Source organism: Anabaenopsis arnoldii (genome assembly GCF_028331025.1).
GTDB classification, from domain to species: Bacteria; Cyanobacteriota; Cyanobacteriia; order Cyanobacteriales; family Nostocaceae; genus Anabaenopsis; species Anabaenopsis arnoldii.
The window spans coordinates 1-15361 of sequence record NZ_JAQMUH010000003.1 but is presented as its reverse complement, the minus strand read 5'-3'; the positions used below and the strand labels follow the sequence as shown (position 1 = coordinate 15361).

At 41.6% G+C, this 15361-nt stretch carries 11 protein-coding genes and 1 tRNA gene; 6 read left to right on the top strand and 6 right to left on the bottom strand.

What is annotated here, in order from left to right; all coding sequences use genetic code 11:
- Window positions 1-214: 214 nt before the first annotated feature.
- From PN457_RS00100 to argF, 3 genes are all read right to left on the bottom strand, one after another.
- The gene (locus tag PN457_RS00100) at window positions 215-1690 is read right to left on the bottom strand and encodes a DNA phosphorothioation system restriction enzyme (protein WP_271730475.1); all 1476 of its coding nucleotides are present in this window, start codon (window positions 1688-1690) and stop codon (window positions 215-217) included.
- Between the two features lie 53 nt (window positions 1691-1743).
- Window positions 1744-2346 (bottom strand): transcriptional repressor LexA, encoded by a 603-nt coding sequence (gene lexA / locus PN457_RS00095; RefSeq protein WP_271730479.1) that lies wholly within the window; start codon window positions 2344-2346, stop codon window positions 1744-1746.
- A 153-nt stretch (window positions 2347-2499) separates the two neighbouring features.
- Window positions 2500-3420, bottom strand: coding sequence for an ornithine carbamoyltransferase (gene argF, locus PN457_RS00090; RefSeq protein WP_271730473.1), 921 nt, complete (start codon window positions 3418-3420; stop codon window positions 2500-2502).
- Between the two features lie 319 nt (window positions 3421-3739).
- Between argF and PN457_RS00085 the strand changes: the two genes are divergently transcribed.
- Window positions 3740-3811: transfer RNA gene (locus tag PN457_RS00085), tRNA-Thr, on the top strand.
- A gap of 418 nt (window positions 3812-4229) precedes the next feature.
- Entirely contained in the window at window positions 4230-5516 is a 1287-nt protein-coding gene (locus PN457_RS00080; RefSeq protein WP_271730471.1) for an MFS transporter, read from the top strand.
- 287 nt (window positions 5517-5803) lie between these two features.
- Here the strand turns inward: PN457_RS00080 and acs are convergent, their stop codons facing one another.
- Entirely contained in the window at window positions 5804-7774 is a 1971-nt protein-coding gene (gene acs / locus PN457_RS00075) for an acetate--CoA ligase (protein WP_271730469.1), read from the bottom strand.
- A 347-nt stretch (window positions 7775-8121) separates the two neighbouring features.
- Between acs and PN457_RS00070 the strand changes: the two genes are divergently transcribed.
- The 3 genes from PN457_RS00070 to PN457_RS00060 all read left to right on the top strand — a co-directional run bounded on the left by PN457_RS00070 (window position 8122) and on the right by PN457_RS00060 (window position 10458).
- A complete protein-coding gene (locus PN457_RS00070; protein ID WP_271730477.1) occupies window positions 8122-8814 on the top strand; it encodes a hypothetical protein in 693 nt (230 codons plus the stop codon).
- Between the two features lie 68 nt (window positions 8815-8882).
- Window positions 8883-9329 (top strand): hypothetical protein, encoded by a 447-nt coding sequence (locus PN457_RS00065; protein WP_271730467.1) that lies wholly within the window; start codon window positions 8883-8885, stop codon window positions 9327-9329.
- A gap of 409 nt (window positions 9330-9738) precedes the next feature.
- Window positions 9739-10458 (top strand): TerC family protein, encoded by a 720-nt coding sequence (locus tag PN457_RS00060; RefSeq protein WP_271730465.1) that lies wholly within the window; start codon window positions 9739-9741, stop codon window positions 10456-10458.
- 78 nt (window positions 10459-10536) lie between these two features.
- Here the strand turns inward: PN457_RS00060 and ndk are convergent, their stop codons facing one another.
- Window positions 10537-10986, bottom strand: coding sequence for a nucleoside-diphosphate kinase (ndk, locus tag PN457_RS00055; RefSeq protein ID WP_271730464.1), 450 nt, complete (start codon window positions 10984-10986; stop codon window positions 10537-10539).
- A 203-nt stretch (window positions 10987-11189) separates the two neighbouring features.
- On the opposite strand from ndk, the gene speA reads away from it, so the two are divergent.
- The gene (gene speA, locus PN457_RS00050) at window positions 11190-13193 is read left to right on the top strand and encodes a biosynthetic arginine decarboxylase (protein WP_271730463.1); all 2004 of its coding nucleotides are present in this window, start codon (window positions 11190-11192) and stop codon (window positions 13191-13193) included.
- Window positions 13194-13270: 77 nt separating this feature from the next.
- Here speA and PN457_RS00045 read toward each other — a convergent pair whose 3' ends face one another.
- Complete coding sequence (locus PN457_RS00045; RefSeq protein ID WP_271730462.1) at window positions 13271-14440, bottom strand: NDP-sugar synthase; 1170 nt, start codon at window positions 14438-14440, stop codon at window positions 13271-13273.
- Window positions 14441-15361 lie beyond the last annotated feature (921 nt).

Genomic DNA, 15361 nt, shown 5'->3' with positions numbered 1-15361 from the left:
TGCTAAAATTAGGTTAGATTTTCATCATAATGGGGTATTATGAAAATTTTTATTTGCAGTCACAACCGATTATAATTAACCTTATGATCATCTTCCCATATTACGCCCCATTTATTCCCCAACTTATAAAAAAAATTTACATTTTTTTGGTTTTGTATGTAGATGTAAAAAGAAACATAGAAATATTGAGCGCCTGAGTCATGACTAAAATTCGTCAAATATCTAATAAACCATAACGCTTTTGTAAATGCAGTAACTGCATTCTGGCTTCCCCGGCGTTATCAGCTAAATCTGCAAACTCTACTAAGCGGCGTAATTCTTTCTTTAAAAGATTGCGTTCTACTTCTATGGTTTCCCGATCTAAATCAGGTGGTAAAACAATCATATCGAATATAGTGGCGCGTTCCTTGCCAATGTGAGGACGTAAAACTCGCCCCCGACGCTGAATAAACTGACGAGGATTTCCGGAACTGGATAAAATCACGGCGGTTTGAATAGCGGGAATATCAACGCCTTCATCTAAACAACGAATTGCGACTAAACCCTGTAACTCGCCAGTTTCAAATTGACGGCGTAAAACTTCTCTTTCTTTTAAGGAAGTGTGTGCAGTGTAAGTGCTTACTCTATAACCTAACTCTACACCTAGAATTTTAGCAACGGCTTTGAGTTGACGTAAGGATGAACGCTGTCCCGCTTCTTGGGAACCATCGCTACAATAAAAAAGAGTGTGAGTAGTTTCCCTGCGAGTAGTCATTAATTCTCGCAAAGCTGTTAATTTATTTGAAGCTGCACCAATTAACCTGGCGCGTTGCATTAATAATGGCTTTAAATCTTCTTGGTCTTCCAAGTTTTCCCCTTTGCCATTCTCCCGTTCTCTATATAATAGCGATCGCCCGATCTTTTTTGTCAGCTTTAAATAAGCTACGCTTTCCGCGTCAGTTAACTCGACGAGTACGGGATAATACAAATAATGTACCAAAGCTCCCTGGGCGATCGCATCCTTCAAGGTAAATTCTGGCTGAAGAACCGGTCCAAAATAATCAAATAACGATTGTGTACCATAATCGTCAAAATACCTTTCCGGTGTAGCAGATAAAGCCAGACGTAACCCCACGCGGCGGGGTAAATTTTCTTCTAACTTCGGTGCGCCTAAATTATGGGCTTCATCGCCAATAATTAAAGTTTTTGGGGGAAAATACTTGAGTTGAGATTGCAACCCATCACTGATTAATGTGGAGTTGGTAGTAATCACAGTGATAAATTTTTCCGCACCGGAACGCAGATTATACAGTTGCGTAGACAGTTGACTTTGCCAAGCGCGTAAATTCTCGAAAGCTAAAATAGGCTGTAAGTTAAACTTTTCACATTCTCTCCCCCATTGAGTAACAAGATGACGATAAGGACACACCACCAGCAACACTTGTAAATCAATCTGTTGGTATAGTTCATAGGCGATCGCTAATGCTGTAATAGTTTTGCCACTACCAGTAGCCATTTTCAGCGTACCTCTGCCATTGTTGGCAAACCAACTAGTGATAGCCTGGCGTTGATATTGCCGTAATTGCAAAGATACAGGCATGATAGGGTATCCTGGTGATGTTTGACCAGTGTGATAATTCCCCTTAGCTTCGCTAACAGATGGAACTTTTAGCTTGAAACTAGGTAGATGGTCTACTAGATAATTAGCCATTAGTCATTGGTCATTGGTAATTGGGAATCTTTTCTCCACCACCCAGTCCCCACTTAATAAACTCGCCACACCCCAACCAGTGAACCCTGGACTTCTACTTGGGTAGCGAGAACCTCAATAGGTTGATACTTAGGATTAGCAGGTTTGAGGGTAACCAGATCATCCCGGCGATAAAAACGCTTTAAAGTAGTGCCGTATCCATCAACTCTAGCAGCGACGATGATACCATTTTTTAACTGATCTGGTTGTAATACTGGATGCAGAAATACTAAATCCCCATCAGCAATTAAATCCTCAATCATACTATCACCAGCGACCCGTAAACCGTAGGTCTGGGGGGGTAAAGTAAGATGAGAAAAGTCTAAATAATCTATAGCATCAGTAAAAGGTTCTATTAAACCACCAGCAGCAATTGTACCTAAAATAGGGATACCCTGCTTCACGGGATGCAAAATCCGAATCGTCCGCGCCTTCCCCTCGTTCCAATCCAGATATCCTTTGGTACGTAAATGGTCTAAACGACTTTGAATTGGTGCTGGTGATTTCAGCTTCATTGCTGCCATCATTTGCCGAATTGAAGGAGAATACTGGTGAACTCGGATATATTCTACTAACCAGTCATATAATTCTTGTTGAGCTTCTGTGAGACGTTCCATAACCATAAATTTATGGGAAAGTAAATACAAATGTCTTGAGAACATTTGTACTACAAAATATCTGAGATAACAAGGTGTTTCCTTGGTGAGTTCAGAGTTTTTGAAAGGCAAAAGAAAGATGATGCTCTTAACTTTTGCCCTATACATAATTTTTTACTTTGCACCTAAGATACTAGCAAGCAAAGCTTTTTGGGCGTGTAAGCGATTTTCAGCTTGTTCCCACACTCGAGACTGAGAACCTTCAAGAACCGCTTCGGTGATTTCCTCACCACGATGAGCTGGTAAGCAGTGTAAAACAATTGCCTCTGGGTCAGCAAGACTTAATAACTGTTCGGAAATTTGGTAAGGTTGAAAAATAGGCAAGCGTTGATCTGCTTCTGTTTCTTGCCCCATACTTGCCCAAACATCAGTATAAAGTACAGCAGACTCCTTGGCGGCTAATTCCGGGTCATGAGTGATCAGAACTTCGGTTTTACCCCCTGCAATGGCTCTTGCTTGTTCTACAATTCCCAAATCAGGTTCATAGCCTTTAGGTGTAGCAACTCTCACATTTATACCAGCCAAAGCGCAACCCAGCATGAGAGAATTAGCTACGTTATTGCCATCGCCTACATAGGTCAAAGTTAAACCATTAACCTCACCAAAACATTCTTGAATTGTCAGTAAATCCGCTAGTATCTGACAGGGATGTTCTGAATCTGTGAGAGCGTTAATCACAGGAATTTTAGCATAACTAGCGAAAGTTTCCAAATCCTGCTGTGCAAAGGTGCGAATTGCCAAAATATCTAAATATCGATCTAATACTCGTGCGGTATCCTGTAAAGGTTCCCCGCGACTAACTTGAGTGACATTAGGGTTCAGATCAATTACCTGTCCACCTAGTTGGTACATTGCTACAGTAAAACTGACTCGCGTACGAGTTGAAGCTTTAGAGAATAACAAACCTAATACCTGATTACAATGCAACTTCAACTTTTGTGATTTCAGTTGGGTTGCTAGTTGCAGAATTTCTTGAAGTTCCTGGGGACTGAAGTCCGCTAGGCTTAATAAATCTCTTCCTATCAAGGCTGTCATGCTTCCGATTTGTAAAGAACAATAATTGATGTCTGTTCCTTTACCTAGCTGGGCAAAAAAAAGTACAGATTTAAAACTGTACCAAAAATTTTTGCATCCAGCGCAGTATTTGAATTAGTTTTTGCTATGTATATTAATTTATCAACTTTACCAGTCATTCAAATGACTATTTTTTCTAGTTACTGGCGCTGTGCTCACCCACTCCACTCATCTCCTGAGCAACGACATCAAGAAATTTTTTTGCTCTTGACTATAGACAATCTAAATATATATGCTACAATAGGTAATCGGTTGGGAAGTTAAAAACATCCCCCTCCTTGCCAGCATAGCACAGCGGTAGTGCATCCGACTTGTAATCGGAAGGTCGCAGGTTCAAATCCAGCTGCTGGCTTTAAAAAAATCCCTGAGTATCAGCGCCATCACTCTTAAAAATACTGCCTAGCTAGAATGCAAGAATAACTTGGCAAGTGATCAAATAATTTAGCAATGTACACCCAGATGACAAAGTTTGACGAAACAGATACTAATAGCTTAAAGCTGAATATGTTTGTTTAAGCGCTCGCCTTTTACAAAGATCAAAGCAGCAAAGCCCACCGGCTTTTAGCCCTCGGGTGAATGCGTAGCACCTCTAGACGCATTATACCCTATATGTAAAGTTTCATAACCATATTTTCAACTTTCCCTGACAAATATCCTTAATATTGAGTAATTTAATCCCTAAATCCCCCCCATGGGTGAAGTTCTCTTGCAATTACTTACAGATAATCATTAAAAGTCAAGTCAGTAATTGTTAAGATAGAAATTATTACATGGCTAATACAGATGGAAACCAAGAGCAGCAACTACTACCAGCGCTGATGTCACGGAACTATCGTCTGTTTTTTGCCGGACAAAGCATTTCCTTAATTGGATCATGGATGACACATATTGCTACAATCTGGCTAGTGTATAACTTAACCAACTCCCCAGTTATGTTAGGAGTTGTAGGATTCGCTAGTCAAATTCCCAGCTTTTTTCTAGCGCCTTTTGGTGGAGTCTTTGTAGATCGTTTTTCCCGTTACCATACCCTAATTGGTACACAAATATTTTCCATGGTTCAGTCATTAGCCTTGGCAGTGCTGGCATTAACTGGTACTATTCAAGTATGGCATATCATCGGCTTAAGTTTGTTTCAAGGATTAATCAACTCAGTCGATTCACCAGCAAGACAAGCATTTGCGCCAGAATTACTGGAACATAGAGAACATTTAGCCAACGCGATCGCCATAAATTCAACTATAATTCATGGGGCACAATTAATTGGCCCAGCCCTGGGAGGTTTACTGATAGCAACGATTGGTGCAGCTTATTGTTTCTTAATTGATGGATTCAGCTATATTGCTGTTATCATTGCATTATTGGCAATGGATATAAAACCCAGACAAATTGTAGTGACAATTGGTAATCCCTTCCAACAAGTTGCAGAAGTATTTGTTTATGCTTTTAAATTCCCAGCAATTAGATGCATATTATGGCTATCAGCTTTAGTTAGCTTAATGGGATTACAATATACAATTTTACTGCCAATTTTTGCAGAAAAAATTCTCACGGGTAGTGCCAAAACCTTGGGACTTTTAATGACAGCATCTGGAATAGGAGCTTCAGCAGGTGGTATTTATTTAGCTACCAGGGTAAATATACTATTAATTGGTAAATTAATTGTCTTAGCACCAGGAATTTTAGGAATCAGTTTGATGGCTTTTTCATTATCTCGGTATTTACCACTTTCCTTATTTATCATGTTGTTTGTTGGCTTAGGAACAATGTTACAAATTGCCGCCAGCAACACATTTTTACAGACAATTGTAGAGGATGATAAACGCGGAAGATTAATGAGTTTATACACAATGTCATTTTTAGGAATGCTACCCCTAGGAAACCTACTCGGAGGCTTCTTGGCTAATCGCATCGGCACACCCAATACATTAATGGTGGATGGAATAGTTTGTATTGTAGCTTCTGTTTGGTTTTACCACAAGCTGCCAGTATTAAAACAATCAATTGTCGCAGTTTATCAGCAAAAAAGAACCATACTCAGGAAACAACCTACCAGATAAAACATGAAAAAGTATGGCTTAGAACCTATTTATAAAGTAAATATAGGGTTAGGGAGGGGTCAAACAATAGTTGATACACTAATCATGACTTTCCAAACATCCTCTAACGCACCAATTAATTGATGCGTTAAGCGTTGCTATAACGCACCCGACAATTTAAGGTTTAGTTGATAAATCATCATTGAGGGGAGAAGAATCTAGTATTGTCACACAGTGAACCTCACCCCCAAGCATTTCGCCCCCTCAATGATGCAGCTAGAGACAAAAGTCCCCAGTCACCAATCTGTCTAAGCGTCTTCCCGCAACTTGTCTAAAACACTGCGATCTTCTAAGGTAGAAGTATCACCAGAAACCTCCTGACCAGCTGCGAGACTGCGCAACAAGCGCCGCATAATTTTACCGGAGCGGGTTTTAGGTAAAGCGTCGGTAAAGCGAATTTCCCCCGGACGTGCGATCGCCCCAATTTCCTTAACCACGTGCTGTTTAAGTTCTTTACTCAAATCCTCACTTCCCTGATATCTCCCTTCTAAGGTGACAAAAGCCACAACTTCCTCACCTTTGAGTTCATCAGGTTTACCGACTACTGCAGCTTCTGCAACTGCTGGATGAGAAACTAAAGCCGATTCTACTTCCATAGTTCCCAGGCGGTGTCCCGATACATTCAACACATCATCGACACGACCCATAACCCAGAAATAGCCGTTTTCATCTTGTCTAGCCCCATCACCAGCAAAATAGATATAATTACCATCTTTGGGGGGGATATGTTCCCAATAAGTGCGGCGAAAACGTTCTGGATCACCGTAGACTGTCCGCATCATTCCCGGCCAAGGATAACGCACCGCCAGATAACCGCCTTCGTTCTTGGGTACGGTATTACCTTCTAAATCCACTACATCTGCAATAATACCAGGAAAGGGCAGGGTTGCGGAACCGGGTTTAGTGGGAATTGCACCCGGTAGGGGTGTAATCATAATACCACCGGTTTCTGTTTGCCACCAAGTATCCACAATTGGGCAACGCTCACCGCCAATGATTTTATGATACCACATCCAGGCTTCTGGGTTAATGGGTTCCCCCACTGTTCCTAACAACCGCAAAGAAGATAAATTGCGGGTTTTGGGATGGTGTTCACCCATCTTGATAAATGCCCGAATTGCCGTAGGTGCTGTATAAAAAATGTTCACACCATATTTCTCAATTACATCCCAGAAACAACCAGGATTAGAAGCCCGAGGCGCACCTTCATACATTAAAGTAGTTGCACCATTGGAAAGCGGACCATAGACTATGTAGCTGTGACCGGTAATCCAACCCACATCAGCAGTACACCAGTATATATCTGTATCTTGTAGGTCAAATATCCATTTGGTGGTGATGTGGCTATATAAATTATAACCACCAGTTGTATGAACAACACCCTTTGGTTTGCCAGTGCTACCAGAAGTATACAAAACAAAGAGCATATCTTCACTATCCATGGGTTCGGGGGGACAGTCTGCACTGACACCTTGTTGTAAATCATGCCACCAATGGTCGCGCCCTGGTTCCATGTGGATTTGTTGACCTGTGCGTTTAACTACTAACACATCTGTCACCGAGGGAACAGTACCATCTGCTAGGGCTTTGTCTACCTGGACTTTGAGGGGAACAACTGTATCTTTACGCCAACCACCATCAGCAGTAATTACTATTTTGGCTTGTGCATCATTGAGGCGATCGCGCAAGGCCTCCGCACTGAATCCACCAAATACCACGCTGTGGGGTGCGCCAATTCTCGCACAGGCTAACATAGCGATCGCTGCTTCGGGAATCATCGGCATATAAATACCAATGCGATCGCCTTTTTTCGCCCCCAATTGTTTCAAGACATTGGCAAACTGGCACACTTCCCGATGTAATTGAGCATAAGTCAGAGTCCGGGAATCCCCCGGTTCTCCTTCCCAAATCAGCGCCGCCTTATTTTTCCGCCAGGTGGTCAAGTGTCTATCCAGACAATTATAAGAGATGTTGATTTTACCACCCACAAACCATTGCGCAAAAGGCGGCTGCCAATCCAACACTCTATCCCATTCTTTGAACCAGTGCAGCTGTGTGGCTGCTAGTTCTCCCCAAAATTCTTGTGGGTCAGCTTGGGCTTGAGCATACAGCTGCTGATAGTCTGCCAAACTTTTGATATGGGCGTTCTGAGCAAATTCCTTGGCCGGAGAGAATGAGCGCTTCTCTTGCAGGATTGATTCTATGGTTGGCTCAGACATAATTTAAATTTTTTCTCGGTAGTAGATTTATGACTAAAAACTATTGTGTACTGGAATTTATCAAAAATTGCTTTGATTTTGGTGAAGTGATACAATATTTTCACTAAAAGCACTTCTACTCTCCTGGAGTGAAGTACAAACAAAATTTAAAAATTACAAATGTAAACATATCAACACAAATCTTAAAAAATACCTATGCTCAGAGAAAGTTTAGATACTGCTAACGTCACAATTGTTTTCATATCCACAATAGAATAGAATATACAATGTATGTTTGTTGTTTTGGTAACTTCAGTTATTTATCGATTGTTCAGCGAGGGCATTAGTGATTGAAAGTAGGGTATCGTTTGCAAGCACAGGAGATTAAGGAGCAGTTAAAATCCCTTATCGAGCAAGCCTCCTCGATAGACCCTAACTTGTCGAAAAAATTAGATGAAATTAACCGCTGGGTAAAAGATATTAAACCAGGAACCCTGACCGCCAAACCATTTGTTCTGGCTTTTCTCCTAGAAGTAATTACAGATTCTAGGATTTGGCTAATGATTAAATCATCACCTTCGGAAGAGGAACAAAAAGCTAAATTCGATCTGATGACACCTAATGAGCGCTATTGGTATAGCTATCTTTTTCCCAAATGGATCAATGCCAATGACTCCAAATTTTACATTTGGAAACAAAAACTCATGGCAGGTGAATTTAATCAGGAAGATGATGATATCATTAAAGCTATAGCCCAAGATATTGTCCAGCGTGAAGGTGCTGTTTGGAAGCGTTATATTGCCGACCTGTCTATGGCCACAGATTTGATTGTTAGTAGTCGTCAGCACAAACCACTGTGTATTCAAATTACCAGTGTGTCAGAAGAGTTTAACAATCAAAAGTACCATTTTTGGCAAAATACACTGCACTCCTGGCAGATAGAAAGAGGAATATTTTTAAGTTACAATCCCAAACAGACCGATTTCATTAAGCAGTTAGTCAACATAGCACTGTATAACAGTGACTATCTTTCTAGTGGGAAGTATTTAAAATTTGATTGAACCTGTCAAAAATTCAATAATTCTAGGTTTGTGTTCGTCCCCTACCTACTCATCTTATTACAGCTTCTATGGCTCACAAACAAGAAACTCAAAGCTACGAAACTACTGTGGAAGAATTTGCTCAAGCTTTGACAACCGCGAGGAAAATGCAGCACGACTGGTTAACTTATGGGGTAGATTTTGTGAATTTTTATGTTGAAGATGCACAAAGTGATTGGTTGGAAAGTTGGGGAAATGATGAAATTTTAGCCAATAAATTATTAGACGCAATTAAAGAGTTTTTAGTCAGTGATGATACTGTAGCTATCAGAACCAGAAAACAGTTAGGTGAGCGTTCTCTGTTTGATTTAGCAGTCAATCTAGAAGTATGTTTGAGAATCGCAGCGGTAGATGACCGGTTATCTCTAGTGAGAAATCTGTTAGAGGGTGAGGAGAATAACCTTGACCACAATCATGAAGATTTATTAAACTTGGCAGGTAGTCTGTTGGAAAAATTGGTCAGTATTGGTCAGTAAATAGCTAAACCAGCGATAATTTCTGAACTCAAATAGGATGAGTATTTGACATACTCACCGATCTTGAAGCTCGGTGATTCATGACAGTTCACAGTAACTCGCTGCCGAAGCAGTCTTATAGTCAGTCCCTGTCAATTTAAAGTCGTGCCGATGCCCCATGCCGACTATTGCATTTTAGCTTTTTGTGGTTTTTTAGGCAAGTTTTTTTCCAACAATCAAGAAAAGCCGTCGTAGAACAACGGGGTTTTAAACCCTTTTTTTCGATAATGCTTAATTAACCCTATGGGTAAAGCGATCGCCCGGATAACCGTACCATGCTAATGTAGCAGCAACACGTTAAGCTGGATAAGAGTAGCACTGTGTTGCTCTGTTGAGATAATTTCAATCCTCCCAGCTTGAAAAACCCGGAATGCTAGACCAAATTTTTGATTATCTTCACTTTAATTTCAGCGTTGAAGCTCCCATAGTTCTGCTGATATTGGTGTTTTTAGAGGCGGTACTATCTGCTGACAACGCCATCGCCCTGGCGGCGATCGCCCAAGGACTAGAAGACAAGGAACTAGAACGCAAAGCCCTCAATTTTGGTTTAATTGTTGCCTATGTCCTGAGAATCAGCTTAATTCTCACTGCTACTTGGGTACAGAAATACTGGCAATTTGAATTATTAGGTGCGGCCTATCTACTGTGGTTGGTATTCCAACACTTTACCTCAGAAGAAGACAAGGACGACCATCATCACGGACCACGTTTTAAATCGTTGTTACAAGCGATACCGATAATTGCATTCACAGATTTGGCATTTTCTTTAGATAGTGTCACAACTGCGATCGCAGTTTCTCAAGAAAAGTGGCTAGTGTTGACGGGTGCAACCATTGGAATTATTACATTAAGATTCATGGCGGGATTGTTTATCCGGTGGTTAGATGAATTTAAAAATCTCGAAGATGCAGGCTATATTACCGTGGCATTTGTGGGGTTTCGCCTGTTGTTGAGAGTTGTAAATGATAACTTAGTCCCACCAGAATGGTTAGTGATTTCTGCGATCGCCCTAATTTTAGCCTGGGGATTTTCTGAGCGGAATGTGATTTCAGTTTCTGAAATCGAACCAGAAAAAAGTGAAATATCCTGAGGAAGATGGGGGAGAAAGATTTTGTTAATATCCTAAATTCTCCCCCCCCCTACCTCTTCTCATTTCCTAGTCTTTAATTTACTCTTTTAACCAAGGTGTTAAATGTGGTTGCCAACTGACTAGTTCTTCATCTTTAAACCACAAGGCTATTTCCCTTTGTGCGGTCTCTAAGGCATCAGAACCGTGGATAAGATTGCGGCCAATGTTAACACCAAAATCTCCCCGAATTGTCCCAGGTTCTGCTGTTAGGGGGTTGGTTGCACCAATAATTTTTCTGGCCGACGAAACAACGCCTTCACCTTCCCAAACCATAGCTACAACCGGTCCAGAAGTGATAAATTCGACCAAACTGCCGAAAAATGGACGTTCCCTGTGAACGTCATAATGCTGTTCTGCCAATTCCCGGCTAACGTTCATAAATTTTAAACCCACAAGGGTAAAACCTTTAGTTTCAAAGCGACCGATGATTTCGGACACCAGTCCACGCTGTACACCATCAGGTTTAATTGCTAAAAATGTGCGTTCCAAAGCTATCTCCCAAAACTGAATACATGATATTAATCATTTGCCAGGGGTGTTATGTTCAGTCATCAAGATTTCATCGATGACTAATTACCCATGACTACTGACCAATCAGAGTGTATCTCAGAAATTATCTGTGAGTGCATATCTGTTGCCAATGTAATGCGCTAAATTGTTAATTCGTGGGTGAAATACAGAGGTCACGGAAAATGGGTGCTGAGTTAACTGCTACATCTCAAGAGGTGGTCATGCCTTCTCATGGACACAAATCAGAGCTTAAAGGTCAAAAACCAAAAAAGCTTCTACCACCTGGAAATTTAGCTCATTCCTGGAAAATTGAGGATAGTGAAGCACTATACCGTATACAGGGTTGGGGAGAACCGTATTTTTCTATTAATGCCGCTGGTCATATTACAGTTTCTCCTAAGGGCGATCGCGGCGGTTCTTTAGATTTGTTTGAATTAGTTAACGCCTTGAAGCAGCGTAACTTGGGACTACCGATGTTAATTCGCTTCTCGGATATTTTGGAAGACCGCATCGAGCGCTTAAATGCTTGTTTTAACAAGGCGATCGCCCGCTATAACTACCCAGGGGTGTATAGGGGGGTGTTTCCGGTCAAGTGTAACCAAGAACGCCATTTAATTGAAGATTTGGTCAAGTTTGGCAAACCGCATCAATTTGGCTTAGAAGCCGGTTCTAAGCCAGAATTGATGATTGCCCTAGCCTTGTTGGATACACCAGGATCATTGCTCATTTGCAACGGGTATAAGGACAGAGAATATATCGAAACGGCCATGTTAGCCCAACGACTAGGTCAGACTTCCATTATTGTCTTAGAACAGGTGGAAGAAGTTGATTTGGTGATTACTGCTCACCGACAATTAGGGATTAAACCAATTGTGGGCGTGCGTGCCAAACTGAGTACCCAAGGGATGGGACGCTGGGGAACTTCCACCGGCGATCGCGCTAAGTTCGGTTTAACAATTCCTGAAATTGTAGCAGCTGTTAACAAACTACGTGCAGCTAATTTGCTGGATTGTTTACAGTTAATGCACTTTCACATTGGCTCACAAATTTCAGCCATTAATGTCATCAAAGATGCCATCCAAGAAGCTAGCCGTATTTACGTAGAGTTAGCCATGTTAGGGGCGGACATGAAATACCTAGATGTTGGGGGCGGATTGGGTGTAGATTACGACGGTTCCCAAACCAACTTCTACGCCTCGAAAAACTACAATATGCAAAACTATGCTAATGATATTGTAGCCGAGTTAAAAGATACTTGTGGCGAACACCAGATACCCGTACCAACACTGATTAGCGAAAGTGGGCGAGCGATCGCATCCCACCAGTCAGTACTAATTTTTGATGTTCTGAGTACTAGCGATGTACCGCTAGAATTACCAGAACCGCCCGAAGAAGAGGAATCACCCGTAATCAAATACTTGTGGGAAACCTACCAATCCATCAACCAAGAGAATTATCAGGAATTTTACCACGATGCCACCCAATTTAAAGAAGAAGCCATCAGCCGTTTCAACTTAGGAATTTTGCGCCTCCAAGAACGAGCCAAAGCCGAGCGACTTTACTGGGCTTGCTGTCAAAAAATTCTGAACATTACTAGACAGCAGGAATACGTACCCGATGAATTGGAAGACCTAGAAAAAATAATGGCTTCCATTTACTACATTAATCTTTCAGTATTTCAATCAGCACCTGATTGTTGGGCAATAGACCAACTATTCCCCATCATGCCAATACACCGCCTAGACGAAGAACCCATCCAAAGAGGAATTTTGGCAGACCTTACCTGTGACAGTGATGGCAAAATAGACCGCTTTATTGACCTACGCGACGTCAAATCAGTATTAGAACTGCATACCTTTAAGCCCGAAAACCCCTACTATCTAGGGATGTTCCTCAACGGAGCATATCAAGAAATCATGGGTAATCTACACAACTTATTTGGTGATACCAATGCCGTTCATATCCAATTGACACCCAAAGGTTACCAAATTCAACACGTTGTCAAAGGTGACACCATGAGCGAAGTGGTCAGCTATGTGCAGTATGACTCTGAAGATATGGTAGAAAATATTCGCCAGCGTTGTGAAAAAGCGTTAGAAGAAAAGCACATTACCCTAGCTGAATCTCAACGACTGCTACAAACCTACGAACAAAGTCTAGGAAGATACACGTATCTGAATAGCTAGGTAGTAAAAAGCAGAGGGACGGGGGGAAAGGATGGTAACTTTCTAATCACCAACCCCCAACCCCCAGCCCCTAGCCTCTAACTTGCATTAGTCCCCAGTAAATCCTCAATCGCTTGGCGTTCAAAAGGTGTTTCCGATGGTGGTGTTTGACGAGCATCCGTAATTAGCCAATCTAAAGCAGCAGCTTGAACATCTATTGCATTTCCCGTTTTATCTACACAGTAACGTCCAAACACTAACTTATCAACCAGTCTGACTCCCGGACCCAATCGCGACCATTCAAAAATTACACTGTTCTCTACCGTTGCACCATTGCATATCCAGCAATTAGGCCCAATCATAGCCGGTCCGACAATTTTAGCACCGTCTTCTATCCTGGTCATACCACCAATGTAAACTGGTCCAGTAATATCCACCTTGTCCCAATTCACCGCCACATTTAAACCAGTGTAAATACCAGGAGCAACTTCATTACCTGGAATTTGCACATTTTTAATATCACCTAACAGTACACCATTAATTGCCCGCCAGTAATCTGGTACTTTACCAATATCTACCCATTCAAAGTCCATGGCAATAGCGTAGAAAGGCGCACCAACTTCTACTAAGTTGGGAAATAACTGGCTACCAATATCATATTCCACCCCAGAAGGTATGTAATTAAACACCTCTGGCTCAAAAATATAAATCCCAGTGTTAATGTTGGTGCTCAGAGCTTCCTCTTGCAAGGGTTTTTCTTGGAAAGCTTTAACACGACTATCATCGTCAGTGACCACCACACCGTAACTAGAAACCTCTTCCATGGGCACAGATTTCGTGATGATTGTAGCAATTGACCCTTTGGATTTATGCCACTTGACAGCCGCAGACAAATCTAGGTCAATCAGAGCATCACCACACAAAACCACAAAGGTATCATCAAAAAAAGGTGAAAAGTCCTGGATACGCCGCATCCCCCCAGCTGAACCAACAGCTTCTCCCACCAGTTTGCCGTCATCATCAATTTTGCCTTCAAAAGAATAAGCGATTTCTACCCCAAACCGTTGACCGTCACGAAAATAGTTTTCAATTTCCTCTGCCAAATGGCTAACATTGACCATAATCTGGTCAAATCCATGTTGGCGCAAAAGTTCCAGTAGGAATTCCATCACTGGCTTTTGCAGGATGGGAATCATCGGTTTGGGAATTGTATAGGTAATGGGACGTACACGAGTACCCTTACCCGCAGCAAGAATCATGGCTTTCATAAAATTTTATTCCTCAAACACAAGCCAGTTTACTTTTATCAAGTGATACTTAATCATCCGAACTTCTGGTGTAAGTAACTCCTCAAAACAGGGATAACAGGAATTTGCCCGTCATTGCAACCTTTTAAGCATAACCACATAACAACTGACAGATTATAATTTTAACTAATTAGCGTAATTCCCCAGTCTTCTAAAAGCCGGGCAATACAGTCATATAGTCCCTTGAGACCAACGATGTTGACAATACTTGATATCTATGAGCAATCGTTTTCTAGACGGGTAACATCAGCGAATTGCCAAATAAATTTGACATGAAAATGCCAAACTATTTGAAACAGGTAAAGCGCACATATAAAAAGCGAAGTAGCTCAAGTGGATAACTCCTAATTTACAACCCTAGGGGCGAAAATCGTAAATTTTGTACAAATGTGAGAGTCTTAGCACCAGTTTCGTTAAATCTCGCACCAAACGCCCTTGGGCAGTATGTCTAAGAGGATGTTTGTGAAGTCATGATTAGTGTATCGAATATTATTTGACCCCTCCCTAACCCTCCCCTTGTAAGGAGAGGGGACTGGATTTTATTGTTTTGGTGTGTTCGGTGTGTTCGGTGTGTTCCCCCTTCCTCATTCCCTGTTCCCTGTTCCCCCTTCCTCATTCCCTGTTCCCCCTTCCTCATTCCCTGTTCCCTGTTCCCTGTTCCCTAAGATAAAAATTACCTGTTGAAAACTTATCAAACATCCTCTAAGCTTGTGCAGGTATCCACACCCACAGGCTGGGTGCTTGCATTTAGTGCAACTTTTAAGCTAATCAAAGCGATTAAACTAGATTAACTACGGCATCCGTCAATTCTGACTCCTCAGAAAGCATGATTTCATCATGGGTCACGGTGAAGGCAGTTGCTTGCAAAGCACGCAATAAAAT